Annotated in this window: 12 protein-coding genes; 4 read left to right on the top strand and 8 right to left on the bottom strand. The window is 59.1% G+C overall.

The genetic code is table 11. The features are described 5' to 3' along the window. Window positions 1-10 precede the first annotated feature (10 nt). Window positions 11-1,408, bottom strand: coding sequence for a GTPase/DUF3482 domain-containing protein (locus J3D54_RS10015; protein WP_253417762.1), 1,398 nt, complete (start codon window positions 1,406-1,408; stop codon window positions 11-13). Further along, window positions 1,401-2,780, bottom strand: a complete 1,380-nt coding sequence (locus J3D54_RS10020) for a DUF2868 domain-containing protein (RefSeq protein ID WP_253417764.1) — start codon at window positions 2,778-2,780, stop codon at window positions 1,401-1,403. Before J3D54_RS10020 ends, J3D54_RS10015 begins: the two co-directional genes overlap by 8 nt. Window positions 2,781-2,865: 85 nt before the next feature. Here J3D54_RS10020 and J3D54_RS10025 point away from each other — a divergent pair, with 85 nt between their 5' ends. Beyond that, window positions 2,866-3,378: a dihydrofolate reductase gene (locus J3D54_RS10025; RefSeq protein WP_253417766.1), complete on the top strand. Its 513-nt coding sequence runs from the start codon at window positions 2,866-2,868 to the stop codon at window positions 3,376-3,378. Between the two features lie 120 nt (window positions 3,379-3,498). On the opposite strand, the gene J3D54_RS10030 is transcribed toward J3D54_RS10025, so the two are convergent. Further along, entirely contained in the window at window positions 3,499-4,890 is a 1,392-nt protein-coding gene (locus tag J3D54_RS10030; RefSeq protein ID WP_253417768.1) for an L-cystine transporter, read from the bottom strand. A 237-nt stretch (window positions 4,891-5,127) separates the two neighbouring features. On the opposite strand from J3D54_RS10030, the gene J3D54_RS10035 reads away from it, so the two are divergent. After that, entirely contained in the window at window positions 5,128-6,195 is a 1,068-nt protein-coding gene (locus J3D54_RS10035) for a hypothetical protein (protein ID WP_018928673.1), read from the top strand. Window positions 6,196-6,453: 258 nt separating this feature from the next. Beyond that, window positions 6,454-7,668: an SGNH/GDSL hydrolase family protein gene (locus J3D54_RS10040; protein ID WP_253417770.1), complete on the top strand. Its 1,215-nt coding sequence runs from the start codon at window positions 6,454-6,456 to the stop codon at window positions 7,666-7,668. Window positions 7,669-7,742: 74 nt separating this feature from the next. Here the strand turns inward: J3D54_RS10040 and ilvD are convergent, their stop codons facing one another. From ilvD to J3D54_RS10065, 5 genes are all read right to left on the bottom strand, one after another. Next, window positions 7,743-9,584 carry a dihydroxy-acid dehydratase gene (ilvD, locus tag J3D54_RS10045; RefSeq protein WP_007939309.1) on the bottom strand — a complete coding sequence of 614 codons (1,842 nt, stop codon included), beginning with the start codon at window positions 9,582-9,584 and terminating at the stop codon, window positions 7,743-7,745. A gap of 257 nt (window positions 9,585-9,841) precedes the next feature. Beyond that, on the bottom strand, window positions 9,842-11,062 hold the full coding sequence (locus J3D54_RS10050; RefSeq protein WP_253417772.1) for an MFS transporter: 1,221 nt from the start codon (window positions 11,060-11,062) through the stop codon (window positions 9,842-9,844). Next, a complete protein-coding gene (locus J3D54_RS10055) occupies window positions 11,055-12,032 on the bottom strand; it encodes a diiron oxygenase (protein WP_253417774.1) in 978 nt (325 codons plus the stop codon). Before J3D54_RS10055 ends, J3D54_RS10050 begins: the two co-directional genes overlap by 8 nt. After that, entirely contained in the window at window positions 12,029-13,108 is a 1,080-nt protein-coding gene (locus J3D54_RS10060) for a SagB family peptide dehydrogenase (RefSeq protein WP_253426571.1), read from the bottom strand. Before J3D54_RS10060 ends, J3D54_RS10055 begins: the two co-directional genes overlap by 4 nt. Window positions 13,109-13,547: 439 nt before the next feature. Then, on the bottom strand, window positions 13,548-14,744 hold the full coding sequence (locus J3D54_RS10065; protein WP_017341306.1) for a class I SAM-dependent rRNA methyltransferase: 1,197 nt from the start codon (window positions 14,742-14,744) through the stop codon (window positions 13,548-13,550). 242 nt (window positions 14,745-14,986) lie between these two features. Between J3D54_RS10065 and J3D54_RS10070 the strand changes: the two genes are divergently transcribed. Further along, window positions 14,987-15,799, top strand: coding sequence for an HDOD domain-containing protein (locus J3D54_RS10070; protein ID WP_253426574.1), 813 nt, complete (start codon window positions 14,987-14,989; stop codon window positions 15,797-15,799). Window positions 15,800-15,812 lie beyond the last annotated feature (13 nt).

Raw genomic sequence — 15,812 nt, forward strand, 5'->3', positions numbered from 1 at the left:
CGATCATTGGCTAAAGCTGCTGCGCCAACAGCTCAACCTGCTCCTGCCGCTCTGCCTGATTCACCTTCGAATGAGGATTGAGCGACGACCACTGCGGATGCGCCCGCGCCTTGTTCAGCGCTTCCGGCAGTTTGCCTTCGCGCCAGGTTTTGTCCTGCGGTGTGGCGACCTGAATGCTGTCCATCGCCGCGTGCCCACGCTGATTCAGGGCTTGCAGCAGTTGTCGCTGACGCAGGGCCAACAGCCGCAACACGCTGTCGTCGACGGTCAGTTCTCGCTGGCCTTTGATCTTGCCCAGCAGGCGACTGCCGTAACTGCGGGCGGTTTGCAGGGCGCCGCCGGCAATCGCTCCGGCCAGCGCCGCGGCGCCGAGGGTCAGGCCACCGACCAGCAGATCGACACCGGCCCCGGCCGCTGCGCCAGCGGCGATACCACCGCCGACCCGCACACCGAGCTGTTTCAGGGTTTCCGGGTTGAACAGGTCATCGCCCCAGCGACCATCGAGCAGCGGCAGGTCACTGGCCGCCGCATCCTGTGGGCGGAAGGCGTAGAGCTTGAGCAGGGCCTCGACGCAGCGTTGTTCGCGTTGACGCACCGCTTTGCGCAATTCGCTGATCGCTTGCTGTTCCTGCTTCGCCTCGCTGACCACACTGCGGCGGCAGGCGGCGCAATCGATCAATAAATCGGCAATCAACCGCGTTGCGCTCTGCTGCCGGGCCAGGCGTTGGGCCTGCTGATCGGCGATCAGGCGTTCCAGTTGTTCACGGGAGTTTTCCAGCAGCAGCGCGAGGCTTTCGTACAGTCGGCGTTCGCCATCTTCCGGTGGCGCGACGCTGTCGAACCGCACCAAGGCATGCAAGCCCAATCGCGCCAAGGCTTGACGCCAATCCGGTTCGCGATGATGGGCGCTGCTGACAAAATTCAGCACCGGCAGCAGCGGTTTGCCACAACTGGCCAGCACTTCCAGTTCGTCGCGGTACTTGGCCAGCACCGGCTCCCGGGCGTCGATCACATAGAGGCCGGCGTCCGAGGCAAGCAGTTGCCGTAACACCTTGGCTTCTTGTTCGAAGCGTTGTCGGGCTTCGCTGCCCTCAAGGAAGCGTGCCAGCCGCGCCGGGCCGTCGAGGCGTTCGCCGGGCCGCTCCAGGCGCTCGAGGTAGTCGAGCAGGGCGATGGCATCTTCCAGGCCCGGCGTATCGAACAGATCGAGCAACGGCTCGCCCTCTACCGACAAGCGCGCGCCCTCTACCGACAAGCGCGCGCCCTCGACGTGGCGCGTGGTGCTGGGGCGATGGGAGACTTCGCCGAAGCCGACATCCCGCGTCAGCGTTCGCAGCAACGAGGTTTTTCCGACGTTGGTGTGGCCGACCACGGCGAGCTTCAACGGCTGTTTCCAGGCATCAGTCATGACCCGTCTCCAGCCAGTTCAACGGCGCGCAATCGGCGAATGGCAGGTCCAGTTGTTGGAGCGCAACATGCCAGTCGCCCAGGCGTTCGGCGTCCAGCGCTTCGCCGGGCGGCGCTTGCAGCAACCACACGCGGGTGGCGGTGGCGCTGCGAGCCAGTTCGGCAATCAGCGCCAGGCTGCCACGGTCCGGCGAACGCCGTGGATCGCAGGCGATGGCCAGACGGGCCGGGGGAAAACGACTCAGTTGTTCGAGCAGTTTGTGCCGGGACTCGCGGCTGTCGAGGATGCCGGCGTTGTTGACGTTTTTCGGCAGATGCGGTGGCCAGGGGCGTTGATCGTCCAGCTCGATGGCCACCAACAGTGCGCCATCGCTTTGCAGATCGCTGGCGGCGTTTTCAACCCGATGAAGTTGCTCTGGCGCGGCATCGCTGATGCCCAAGCGTTCGCTGGTGGGCATCAGGCGTTCGCGTAGTTGGGCGTAGCCAGGCAGGTTCAAGTCCAGATGCAAGGCTGCTTGCCCGGTTTTCCAGCGCCACCGGCAGAACAATGCGAGCAGCAGGCGCGGTAGCACGCCGTACACCAGCAACACGCCCACCAGCCACGCCGCCCAGGCCTGGCGGGCGCTTTCGATGTTCAGCGCAGCATTGCCGCTGGCGCGGATCATCTCTACGCTGGGCACACTGAAACCAAGCAGGGACGGCAGGGCGCCGAGGGCTTGGGTCATGGCGACGAAGGTGTCGCCGCCGAGAATCGTGGTTTCCCAGACGAAACCGTAGCGCCGGGTCGCCATCAACGTCAGCACCATCACTAAGGCACTGAGCATCGCCAGCGACCACAAGCCGTTGACCAGCATACCCAGCGCCCAGCGATTGAGTTTCTGCCGTTGCAGCAACAGCAGCAGGGCCGGCGCCAGTTGCGCGGCGTTGGCATCGCGGGCGAGTTTTTCACTGAGCCACAACCACAAGCGTCCGAGGGCGGCGCCCTGTTCGCCGGCGAACACCAGGCCCAGGGCCCAGCTCAATAGCAGAATCAGGTTTAGCCCCAGCAGGCTGCCCAACGCCCAGAACACATTGACCGGGGTCTGGCCGTCGCCCAGCGCGGCAAACGCCAGGCCGGCGCCACTGATCACCGCCAGCACGGCGAGCACGATCAGCGCCAGTCGCGCGCCTTGCAGCCAGTGTTTAAGGGCGCGGGTCTGCCCGTCGCGCTCGGCCAGCCACCGGGCGCGGCATTGAATGCGCGTCGGCAGGTCGCCGCCGGCGCTACGGGCGATTCGGTTGGCTTGCAGATCATCCAGTGGCCCGGCGTGTTCTTCACGCAGGCGTATGGTTTCGCTCAGCCAGAGGTTTTGCAGGGGCGTCAGCTCAGTCACGCGGCATCCTGTCGTTTCATTGAGCGATGAGCATAACCGCTGTGACGCTTATCGGGGTAAGGGAGGCTCTGGTATCCTCGCCGGCATGACTAAATCACTCCCCCTCAGCCTGATCGCAGCCCTCGGTGAAAACCGTGTGATCGGCGTCGACAACAGCATGCCCTGGCACTTGCCGGGGGACTTCAAATACTTCAAGGCCACCACCCTCGGCAAGCCGATCATCATGGGTCGCAAGACCTGGGATTCCCTCGGTCGTCCGCTGCCGGGCCGGTTGAACATCGTGGTCAGTCGCCAGGCGGGTCTGCAGCTGGAAGGCGCGGAGGTATATCCGTCGCTGGAGGCGGCCGTGGTTCGCGCCGAGAAGTGGGCGCTGGAGCAGGGTGTCGATGAGTTGATGTTGATTGGTGGTGCGCAGTTGTATGCGCAAGGTCTGGCACAAGCGGATCGGTTGTACCTGACCCGCGTGGCGCTGAGCCCGGAAGGGGATGCGTGGTTTCCGGAGTTTGATTTGAACCAGTGGAAGCTGGTGTCGAATGTTCCGAATCCGGCAGAAGGCGACAAGCCGGCCTATAGCTTTGAGGTGTGGGAAAAAGCATAAAAGCATTGCGGGCAAGCCCGCTCCCACAGTGATCAGGGTGGAACACAAATTGTGTAAACACCAAAAAACCTGTGGGAGCGAGGCTTGCCCGCGAAGAGACCCGCTCAGACGATGAAAGTCTTAAGCCTGAGCCAACGCCCCATGCTCGTCCGCCTCCAGCAACGCTTTATCCGTCTGCTGCATGAGCTGGCTGGTGATCGCCCCAGCAGTGATCGAACCGCTGACGTTCAACGCCGTGCGGCCCATGTCGATCAGCGGTTCAACCGAGATCAGCAACGCCACCAGTGACACCGGCAAGCCCATGGCCGGTAACACGATCAACGCGGCGAAGGTTGCACCGCCACCAACCCCGGCCACACCCGCCGAACTCAACGTCACAATCGCCACCAACGTCGTGATCCACAGAGGGTCCAGCGGGTTGATGCCCACGGTCGGCGCGACCATCACCGCCAACATTGCCGGGTACAGACCGGCACAGCCGTTCTGGCCAATGGTCGCACCGAACGAGGCGGCGAAACTGGCGATGGATTGTGGAATACCCAAACGACTGGTCTGGGCTTCGATGCTCAGCGGAATGGTGGCGGCGCTGGAGCGGCTGGTGAAGGCAAACGTCAGCACCGGCCAGATCTTGCGGAAAAACCGTAGCGGGTTGATCCCGGTGGCCGATACCAGCAAGCCATGGATGACAAACATCAGGCCCAGGCCGATGTAGGACACCACCACGAAACTGCCGAGCTTGATGATGTCTTGCAGGTTGGAGCCGGCGACCACTTTGGTCATCAGCGCCAATACGCCGTATGGCGTCAGCTTCATCACCAGGCGAACCAAACGCGTCACCCAGGCTTGCAGGGTGTCGATGGCGTTGATCATTTTCTGACCTTTCTCGACGTCATCCTTGAGCAGTTGCAGCGCCGCAACCCCAAGAAATGCAGCAAAAATCACCACGCTAATAATCGAAGTCGGCTTGGCGCGAGCGAGGTCGGCGAACGGATTCTGCGGGATGAACGACAGCAACAGCTGCGGCACATTCAGGTCAGCGACCTTGCCCGCGTAATCGGTCTGAATGGTTTGCAGGCGAGCCATTTCCTGGGTGCCGGCGACCAGGCCTTCGGCGGTGAGGCCGAACAGGTTGGTCAAGCCGATGCCGATCAGCGCCGCGATGGCGGTGGTGAACAGCAGCGTGCCGATGGTCAGGAAGCTGATCTTACCCAGCGACGAAGCGTTGTGCAGGCGCGCCACGGCACTGAGGATCGAGGCGAACACCAATGGGATCACGATCATTTGCAGCAACTGCACATAACCGTTGCCCACTAGGTCGAACCAGCCGATCGAGGCTTTCAGGACCGGGTTACCCGCACCGTAAATCGTGTGCAGAGCAACACCGAATACCACGCCCAGTAGCAGCGCCAGCAGAACCTTTTTGGCCAGGCTCCAGGTGGTATGACGGGTTTGCGCCAAGCCAAAGAGCAAGGCGAGGAACACCAGCAGATTGAGGATCAGCGGCAGATTCATAGAGGCTCCAATAAACGTGTCAGCCGCATTCCGGCGCAGCTGCGAACCGGCAAGCCTAACAGCTTGATATGTAATGAATTAATATCAAAAACATCGGTTGCCTGTCGTTTTTGGAATAAGCGGTTGACGCTGTGGGGAATGCCTCTGGCGGAATCAGGATGTAAGCGGTCGCGGGCAGACGAGGACTGTCACACTTATTTGTTAGCGTCGATCTCTTTGAACCGGGGAGAAACGCCGATGAAGCTTGCACCGAAATTTCTTGCTGCTGCACTTGGATTGGGTTTGAGTCTTGGCCTTGCCGGCCAGGCGTTCGCTACTGACCTGAAGCACTGGCCAGCGGATCAGGCCAAGGCGCTGGACGCGATGATCGCGGCCAATGCCAACAAGGGTAACTTCGCGGTGTTCGACATGGACAACACCAGTTACCGCTACGACCTCGAAGAGTCATTGCTGCCGTTCATGGAAAACAAGGGCCTGATCACCCGCGAGAGCCTCGACCCCTCGCTGAAACTGATCCCGTTCAAAGACACTGCCGACCACAAGGAAAGCCTGTTCAGCTACTACTATCGTCTCTGTGAAATCGACGACATGGTCTGCTATCCATGGGTCGCCCAAGTGTTTTCCGGCTTCACGCTTCAAGAGCTCAAGGGCTACGTCGATGAGCTGATGGCGTCTGGCAAACCGGTGCCGAGCACCTATTACGACGGCGATGTGGTCAAGACCATCGACGTCCAGCCGCCGAAAGTCTTCACCGGCCAGGCCGAGCTCTACAACAAGCTGATGGAAAATGGCATTGAGGTCTACGTGATGACCGCGGCCTCCGAAGAATTGGTGCGCATGGTCGCTGCCGATCCGAAGTACGGCTACAACGTCAAACCGCAGAACGTGATCGGCGTGACCACGATGCTCAAGGACCGCAAGACTGGTGAACTGACCACGGCGCGTAAGCAGATCACTGCCGGCAAGTATGACGAGAAGGCCAACCTTGGCCTCGAGTTGACCCCGTACCTGTGGACTCCGGCAACCTGGATGGCCGGCAAGCAGGCGGCGATCCTGACCTACATCGATGAGTGGAAAAAACCGGTCCTGGTGGGTGGTGATACGCCGAGCAGCGACGGTTACATGCTGTTCCACAGCGTCGACGTGTCCAAGGGCGGGATCCATTTGTGGGTCAACCGCAAAGACAAGTACATGACCCAGATTAACGGCATGATGGCCAAGCACGCAGCGGCCCAGGCCAAAGAAGGGTTGGCGGTGACGGCGGACAAGAACTGGGTGATCGTCAAGCCTGAAGAAATCCAGTAAGCGCTACGATGATCGTTCCCACGCTCTGCGTGGGAATGCAGCCCGTGACGCTCCGCGTCACTGGACGCGGAGCGTCCCTTGAGGCATCCCCACGCGGGAGCGTGGGAACGATCAAAAAAATGCCCCGCACTTGGCGGGGCATTTTTTGTTCAAGAATAACGACGTGCTGTGTCTGCCCGAGGCCTATATTCAGAGGTTAATCACAGGGTGAGAAGGCACTTCGCAGTTTGCTGAGTCAACCACCCGAGGAGCGGGTGTATGCGGCGATCACAAGGTCTCTTCACTGCGTGGATGTTTGCCGTACTGATCGGATACGGTTGCCTGCCTGCAAATGGGTCAACCGAATTAACACAGCAAAGTGATGAGCTCACTTCACCGGAAGAGCCTCAAGTGGCCCCGGCCCTGAATTTGATTAAGCTGGTGCGTAAGCTCAAGGCATCGCACAGCACGTCGGTCAATATCGTGCAATTGGGCGACTCCCATACGGCGGCTGACCTGTTTACCGGTGAGATGCGTCGATTGTTTCAGGAGCAATACGGCGAAGGCGGTATTGGCTTCATCGCGGCGGTGCCTGTGTCGGGCACCCGTTACAATCAAGTTGTACTCTCGACAATCAGTGGCCAATGGAGCCTGATCTCCAGTCGCAACCAGTACAGTGGCGAGTTTCCATTGGGTGGCTATCTGTCACTGCCGATGACTCCGGGCGCCCAGGTGCATATTGATTTACGAGAATCAAATGAGCGGAAATATCGAATTTCTGCGCTGTATCGGGCGCTTTCCAATAGTCGCCTGTTGGTCAGAGATGCGGAAAGCTCTTTCAGCGTCGAGCTGTTGGCAACATCTGGACAGTGGCGTTTCGGCCCAGAGAGCAATCCTATGAGTCTGCCGGTGGACCTGACGATCACCCGCAATCAGGCAGTGGAGCTTGGGGGGTGGGACATCGAGTCGCTGGTAGATAGTGGGGTGACTTACTCCGCGCTGGGTGTTAATGGGGCGACACTGGCGATTCTCGATAAGTGGCAAGACGGGTGGCAAAGAAACTTGCAAGCGTTGCACCCTGATTTGCTGGTGCTCGCGTATGGGGGTAACGAAGCATTTGATGACGGTCTGGACTTGGCGCTCTATAAGGCTGGCCTGAATGAAAAGCTCGCTCTGTTACGGCGTATCCTGCCTGATGTTGTGCTCTTGTTAATCGGACCAGCAGACTCGATAAAGCAACGGTCCGCCAATTCGTGTGCTGGGCGCCAGCCTGAAAACCTGGCTCAGATCATTCAAATTCAGAGGCAAGCGGCATTAAAGGCCGCAGCCTTGTTCTGGGACTGGCAAGCGTACATGGGCGGAGCCTGTTCAATTGAGCGTTGGCAGTCAGAGCATTTGGCTCAAGACGATCTTATTCACCTGAATGGTGAAGGCTATAGAAGAAGCGCGGGCGAACTTTACCGTTATCTGCAAGTTCAGCTGATGGGGAAGTGAAGGGGTGGGCTGATCATTAGCCGATAAAAAATACCCCGCACTTGGCGGGGTATTTTTTGTTCGACGGTTAAGTATTACAGCCCGTCGAGCATCGCTTTGTTACGCACGGCACCTTTGTCGGCGCTGGTGGCCAACAGGGCATAGGCTTTCAGGGCGGTGGTCACTTTACGTGGACGCTTTTCCACCGGCTTCCAGCCTTTCTTGTCCTGCTCGACCCGGCGCGCGGCCAGTTCTTCGTCGCTGATCAACAGGTTGATCGAGCGGTTCGGAATGTCGATCAGGACCTTGTCGCCATCCTGCACCAGACCGATCGCGCCGCCGGCAGCGGCTTCTGGCGAAGCGTGGCCGATGGACAAGCCCGAAGTACCGCCGGAGAAACGGCCGTCGGTGAGCAGGGCGCAGGCTTTGCCCAGGCCTTTGGATTTCAGGTAAGAGGTCGGGTAGAGCATTTCCTGCATGCCCGGGCCGCCTTTCGGGCCTTCGTAACGAATGATCACGATATCGCCGGCCTTCACTTCGTCGGCAAGGATGCCGCGTACGGCGCTGTCCTGGCTTTCGAAGATCTTCGCGTTGCCTTCGAAGACATGGATCGACTCGTCGACACCCGCGGTTTTCACCACGCAACCGTCCAGCGCGATGTTGCCGTACAGAACGGCCAGGCCACCTTCTTTCGAGTAAGCGTGTTCGACACTGCGGATGCAGCCGTTTTCACGGTCGTCATCCAGGGTTTCCCAACGGGTCGACTGGCTGAACGCGGTTTGCGTCGGGATGCCCGCGGGGCCAGCCTTGAAGAAGTGATGCACCGCTTCGTCATTGGTCTGGGTGATGTCCCACTTGGCGATACCTTCGGCCATGGTCTTGCTGTGTACGGTCGGCAGGTCGGTGTGCAACAGGCCGCCACGGGCCAGGGAGCCGAGGATGCTGAAGATCCCGCCGGCACGGTGCACGTCTTCCATGTGGTACTTCTGGATGTTCGGCGCGACCTTGCACAGTTGTGGTACATGGCGGGAGAGGCGGTCGATGTCGCGCAGGTCGAAATCGATCTCGGCTTCCTGAGCCGCGGCCAGCAAGTGGAGGATGGTGTTGGTGGAACCGCCCATGGCGATGTCCAGGGTCATGGCGTTTTCGAACGCTTTGAAGTTGGCGATGTTGCGCGGCAACACCGACTCGTCGTTCTCGCCGTAATAACGCTTGCACAGCTCGACGATGGTGCGGCCGGCTTGCAGGAACAGCTGTTCGCGGTCGCTGTGGGTAGCCAGGGTCGAACCGTTGCCCGGCAACGCGAGGCCGAGGGCTTCGGTCAGGCAGTTCATCGAGTTGGCGGTGAACATGCCGGAGCAGGAGCCGCAAGTAGGGCAGGCGCTACGCTCGTACTCGGCGACCTTCTCGTCAGAGGCGCTGGAGTCGGCGGCAATCACCATGGCGTCGACCAGGTCGAGGCCGTGGCTGGCCAGTTTGGTCTTGCCGGCTTCCATCGGGCCGCCAGACACGAAGATCACCGGGATGTTCAGGCGCAAGGCGGCCATCAGCATGCCAGGGGTGATCTTGTCGCAGTTGGAGATGCAGACGATGGCGTCGGCGCAGTGAGCGTTGACCATGTATTCGACGGAGTCGGCGATGATCTCGCGGCTCGGCAGCGAATAGAGCATGCCGTCGTGGCCCATGGCGATACCGTCATCCACGGCGATGGTGTTGAATTCTTTGGCTACGCCGCCGGCCCGTTCGATTTCGCGAGCGACCAGTTGACCCAGGTCCTTGAGGTGCACATGGCCCGGTACGAACTGGGTAAAGGAGTTGGCAATGGCGATGATCGGCTTCTTGAAGTCGTCATCTTTCATCCCCGTGGCGCGCCACAGTGCGCGAGCACCGGCCATGTTGCGGCCGTGGGTGGATGTTTTCGAGCGGTAATCAGGCATGGAGCACTCCGGGCGGCTAATCAGGTATCAAAAGGGAAGTGAGCTTCTATTGACGTCTGGAACACTCAGAAATGGCCGTGTGTCCGGAAGTTGCCGATAACTTTGCGGGATCGCCGCGCGCTTCAGCTTGAGCTCATAAACCCGCCGGGGGATGACTGGCGATGAATCTCGCGATTCTACACCGCTGGCGTCAGGAGGGAATGCCGGAAAGTGCTGATCCAGTGCTGACGGTGCGCGTGGGATGACGACTGGCAGGATTATTCGACGCTTGGGCTGGCTCTCGGGCTTTTGGCTCGGCTATGGATACGACTGTTGAGCGCCAGCGCCACGCTGCTCAAAATGATGAAGCTGTATCCCAGCGTGGATTGCAGGTTGGCCGGGCTCAGGCTGATGAGCGCACTGATCAACCCGCCGCAGATGAAAATCACCGTGCTGCCGGCCGACGCCGAGGTTCCCGCATTTTCGGGGAACAGGCTCATGGCTTTGGACGTGGCGGCCGGTCGGGCGATGGTGGTTCCGGCGGTACAGATGAGCATCGGTATCAGGACGGTGATCGGGGACAGCGTAAAGTGACTTGAGAGGTAAAGCATGATCAGGCCGGACAGCAGGATCAGGCTCAGCCCGCTAATGACTTGATGACCGGGACTGATACGTTTACCCAGCAGCGTCGCAACCGTGCCGCCGACAATGTAGGCGCCGCCATACACCAGCAGGATCAGCGAGAAGTCATAGGCCGATAGCTGGAGTTGATCCATGAAAATCAGCGGCGAAATCACGATGAAGGAAAAATGGCAGGCGAATGCAAAGGCTGAAATCAGCCAGTAGGACAGAAAGTCGAAATCGCACAAGACCCGGCGGTAGGGCTGGAAGATATTTGGTCGCGCTCCGGTTGCCGTGGGCCGAGTGTTTTCGAGAAAAAAACAGGCTTTGAGCAACACTATTCCAGCCAGTGCGGTAAACGCCCAGAAACTGCTTTGCCAGCCCAGCGTGGCTTGCAGGAACGTGCCAGCCAACGGTGAGATTGAGATGAAAACACCGGTGGCAGTCACCATCAGGATCCGCAACCGGTCACGCTCCTCGCCCTCGAACAGGTCCTGGATCAATGCTTGTGACAGCACGAAACACCCGCAGCCGAGTGCCTGAATCACACGGAACAGCAGGAAGTGAACATAGTCCGAGGTCAGTGTGCAGCCCACCGCACCCAGCATCGAGATGGTTATTCCAGCGAGCAACAGTCCTTTGCGCCCGATCACATCCGACAGCGGCCCGATCAGCAGTTGAGAGACTGCTATGCCGACGGCAAACAGGCTGATCGACAGCGCAATATCGGCGGGGGTGCTGCGAAAGTGTTCGGCGAGCGCCGGGAACGAGGGCAGCAGGACATCCAGCGGGAACACGCCAAGCAGCACCATGGCCAACAACAGGCTGACCGCCCCCCGACGTTGTTTGACGGTTGCCGCGGATTGTCCTTCAGCCATCGATAAGCCCTGCCTTTATGAACAGTTGCTGGTTGGAGGACAGGTCGAAGAAGCCCGCTTTTTTCAACGCCTGAAGCGTTGCGCCAGCACCGGATCGCGCCCGTTGATGGGTGGCTTGGGGGCTGGTCAGTCCGCTGAGAATTTCCGTGACGGTAGTGTCGCCAAGCGCCGCGCTGTGCAGGCTTTCCCGCATCCATCGCTCATCGGCCTCGAAGAACATCCGGATGATGTCCGGCAGCGCTTTGGCGACAAACGTGCGTTGAGGGCTGTTCAGCGTCAGCCACAGGTAATGGAACACTTCAGAGAAATAGCGACTATGGCGCGCCTCGTCCGCCAGATGATCCCTGAGCATTGCCTGGACGCTGGAAACCAGGTCGTTACGGCAGGCATCGAGCAGTTCCTTGGCAATGATCGTCTCCGACACGAACCCGACGAGAAACCAGGCCAGCGCCCTGTATCTTTCAGGGGCGCCATCAAGCAGGGCATTCAATCGCATGATGCGGTGGGGCATGACCGGACGCCGGCTGATCCCGTAGAACATGGCAACCTGTTCGGCAAGGCTATTGGAGAACAGGGCGTGATATCCCTCGTCGGTATAAAGCTGAAGTGCGGCGGTCTTCATCCGTGCGGGAATGTGGACATTCAGTTCATCATGGATGATGGTTTCCACGGAACGGTTGACGATGCGGTGCTCAAGCAAGGTGGTGTAGTCGAGGAAGTACACCAGATGATTGGCCGACAGCCGATGGATGACGGTTTGACCTGCCGCTTTGATAGCGGGGTGAGTCAGGTAAGCCAGGAAGCCCGGAGGAAACCAGTGGCGCGTTTCCAGTTGCTGTTCCAGGTCTGGCGGTAATAGATAGTCGTGTTCGCTGGTGCGCACCGACGCGCGGGTATTCCAGTCGCCCAGGGTGTAACGATGAGCCCAGGACACGGGGTGGTCCAACGGGGCAATGATGGGCGTGGTCATTGTTGCGGCTCCCGACGGCTCAGAAGATCTTTCAACTCCTTACACATCATTTGCCCGTCGCTGTAGCCACAGCCGACAAAAAACAACGGTTGTTCTGCACTGTCCTCGATCCCCAGCAAGACCTCGACCTGATCATCGGCCAGCGCCCCCGTCAGCCAGGTGTTCAGCCCCAGCGCAGTGGCTACCAGTTGGAATGTTTGAGAAATATGCCCTGCTTCCACGAAGGCCATTCGGTAGGCTCGCGAGTGTTCATATTTCCACCACAGCTTGTCGAACCGACTGGTGATGAACAGGCCCACGGGCAGGTTGTTGATGAAGTGCTGCCCGCACAGCAACTGCCCCAGTGGTGAGTCAGGTGTCGGGTTGACGAAACTCAAGGCGTGGTCGGTGGGATGGTAGGCGTAGAGCCCGGGTTTCAGGCCGCTGACGTTGTGTACATGAAGAAAGCCTTCGCAGGCATTCAGCCCGCCGCCGGATGGGCTGCTGCGCCGGGCATCGAGACCCTCGACAAGGGTTTCGTCAACATCGTTTTCGCGCTCATGCAAGTAGCCAAGGGACAGGTAAAGCAGCGTGCCGATAGCTTCCAGTGAAACCGCTGCATCCGTAAAGGTGCGGCAGGTTTTTCGGCCGATCAGGACGTTGGCAAGAGACCCTTCCGGCAGGCAGGAGGGTTTTGGCAGGTCAATCAGCTCCCGCGCCTGGCGTTCTGTGGGCCGGTTGCTCGGAGCAGGCGCGGCCAGCACTTCGGTGCAATGGTCCAGGTAGTGTCTCGACCATTCATGAATATCCTGAGGGACATGTTCGCAGGGGATGTTTTTGGTACCGATATGGAATATTTTCGACAGTTCATCCCAACCCCATTCAACAGTACCTTTTATTGATGTTGTCAGTATTCCTGCGTTCAGGAGTTGAGTGTCAACTATGTTGCTGTCGTTATACAGTTCAGGGTTGTTGATAAGTTGCGTAAGTCTGCTTGAGTATTCAAGGCTTAGTTCAAATTGTTTGTGGTTTTTGTAATCCCAGACTATTTGGCCGGGCGTGCGAGGAAGTATGAATAGATATGGGTTTATCTGCATGGTGGGCGGTTCGCTCTGGACGGGTGCCATAGAAAACGCTGGGTAGCCGGCACTCCCCAGCGTCTCATTTACTTAGCGGGCTTTTGGTGCAACCAGAAAAGCCAGGTTGGCGATTTTGTTAGCTTCCAGAGTAATTGCTTTCATGTTGTTGACTCCTTGTCATTTGATAGTGAGTGTCACGTCGAGGTGACAACTCAATCATAGGCTTTAATGGGTTCTTATCAAGGGGAGATTAAGTAGGAATATTCCAGTAATTTTGTCGGAGCGATCTTGGGCTTGGAACAGTTTTGTAAGTTGTATTCTTTTAAATAAAAGATGCAGGGAAACGTCCTGCAAGTCTGTAGGACTGCAAGAGTAAGACGATGGGGCGGGAGAGGAGATGTCGCGGCGTGAGAGTGGCTGACGGAGAGCCTGTAGGCTCCCCGTCAAACCGGCGTACTCAGCTGTTGGGCAGCAGACGGCAGGTGATGCTTTTGATGTAGCGGGTTTCGGCAATGGCTGGGTGAACCGGATGATCCGGGCCTTGTCCGCCGCGCTCCAGCATCTGGATGTTGCGGTCCAGGTGACGGGCGCTGGTCAGCAGGATGTTCTGCAGATCGTCTTCCGGCAGGTGCATCGAGCACGACGCGCTGACCAGGATGCCGTCCTTGCTGAGCAGGCGCATGGCTTGTTCGTTCAGGCGACGGTAGGCGCCTTCACCGTTTTTCATGTCTTTCTTGCGTTTGATGAAGGCAGGAGGGTCGGCCACGATGACGTCGAAACGCTCTTCGCTGGCTTTCAGCTCTTTGAGGGCTTCGAACACGTCACCTTCAATGCAGGTCATTTTTTCGGCGAAGCCGTTCAGTGCGGCGTTGCGCTCGACGCCGTCGAGGGCGAAGGCTGAAGCATCGACGCAGAACACTTCACTGGCGCCGAAGGCGGCCGCTTGCACGCCCCAGCCGCCAATGTAGCTGTACAAGTCCAGTACGCGTTTGCCTTTGGCATAAGGTGCCAGACGCGCGCGGTTCATGCGGTGGTCATAGAACCAGCCGGTTTTCTGGCCCTGGATGACCGGCGCTTCGAACTTCACGCCGTTCTCTTCCAGCGCCACCCACTCCGGCACCAGGCCGAACACGGTTTCGACGTAACGATTGAGGCCTTCGGCGTCACGGGCAGCGGAGTCGTTCTTGAACAGGATGCCGCTTGGCTTGAGCACTTGGGTCAGCGCCGCGATCACGTCATCTTTATGGGCTTCCATGGTCGCCGAAGCGATCTGGACCACCAGGATGTCGCCGAAACGGTCGACCACCAGGCCTGGCAGCAGGTCGGAGTCGCCATAGACCAGGCGATAGAACGGCTTGTCGAACAGGCGATCGCGCAGCGACAGGGCGACGTTCAGGCGATGCACCAGCAGCGACTTGTCCAGCGGCAACTTGATGTCGCGCGACAGCAGGCGGGCGCAGATCAGATTGTTCGGGCTCATGGCAACGATGCCCAGTGGCTTGCCGCCGGCGGCTTCGAGGATCGCCTGATCGCCCGCCTTGAAACCGTGCAAAGGCGTAGCGGCTACATCGATTTCGTTGCTGTAGACCCACAGGTGACCGTTGCGCAGGCGTCGGTCGGCATTGGCTTTGAGGCGCAGGCTAGGCAGGGACATGACGTCGCTCCGGAAAAAAGAGCGGGAGTATAGCGTGTTGAGGGAGTGGCGGGTTTGGTGGTCGATGAAACGCGGATGAGGGCAGTCAGTAAGGTGCGGAACCCGCTCCCACATGGATTGCGCTTGACTGGCTGTCGGATCGATCTTTTTAAGGGTTAGAATCCCCGCCTGACCCGGAGTGCGTACTTATGTCCCAAGAGCTGTCTTCTGAACAGATTCAACAGTCCCTGCAAGGCATCAGTGTGCCGCCCCAGCCGCAGATCATGGTGGATCTGCAGATGGAGCAATATATGCCCGACCCGGACCTGGAGGTGATCGCCAAGCTGATCTCCCAGGACCCTGGCCTTTCCGGCGCCTTGTTGAAAATCGTCAATTCGCCGTACTACGGCTTGAGTAACAAGATCACCGCGATCCAGCGAGCAGTAAACCTGTTGGGCAGTCGTTCGATCATCAACCTGATCAACGCGCAGTCGATCAAGAGCGAGCTGAACGACGACGCAATCGTCACCCTCAACCGTTTCTGGGACACGGCGCAGGACGTGGCGATGACCTGCCTGAGCCTGGCCAAGCGCGTCGGTGTCCAGGCCGGTGATGAAGCTTATGCGTTGGGCCTGTTCCACGATTGCGGCATCCCGCTGATGCTCAAGAAATTCCCCGATTACATGAAAGTGCTGGAACAGGCCTATGCCAGCGCCAGCGCCGAATGCCGCGTGGTGGATACCGAAAACAGGCATTACAACACCAACCATGCGGTGGTCGGGTATTACACCGCCAAGTCCTGGCGCCTGCCGGAGCACGTCACCCAGGCTATTGCCAATCATCACAACGCCCTGGCCATTTTCAGCGATGAATCCTCGCGTAATACACCGCTGAAAAATCTGCTGGCCATTCTGAAGATGGCCGAGCACATCTGTGCCTCCTTCCGAGTGTTGGGCAACCAGTCTGAAGACCATGAATGGAACAACGTCGGGCACCTTGTGCTCGATTACATCGGTTTGTCGGAATACGATTTCGAAACCCAGAAACAAGAGATTCGCGACCTCGCCACCCGTTGAGTGTCGAACTCGC

Source organism: Pseudomonas sp. GGS8, from assembly GCF_024168645.1.
GTDB lineage: Bacteria > Pseudomonadota > Gammaproteobacteria > Pseudomonadales > Pseudomonadaceae > Aquipseudomonas.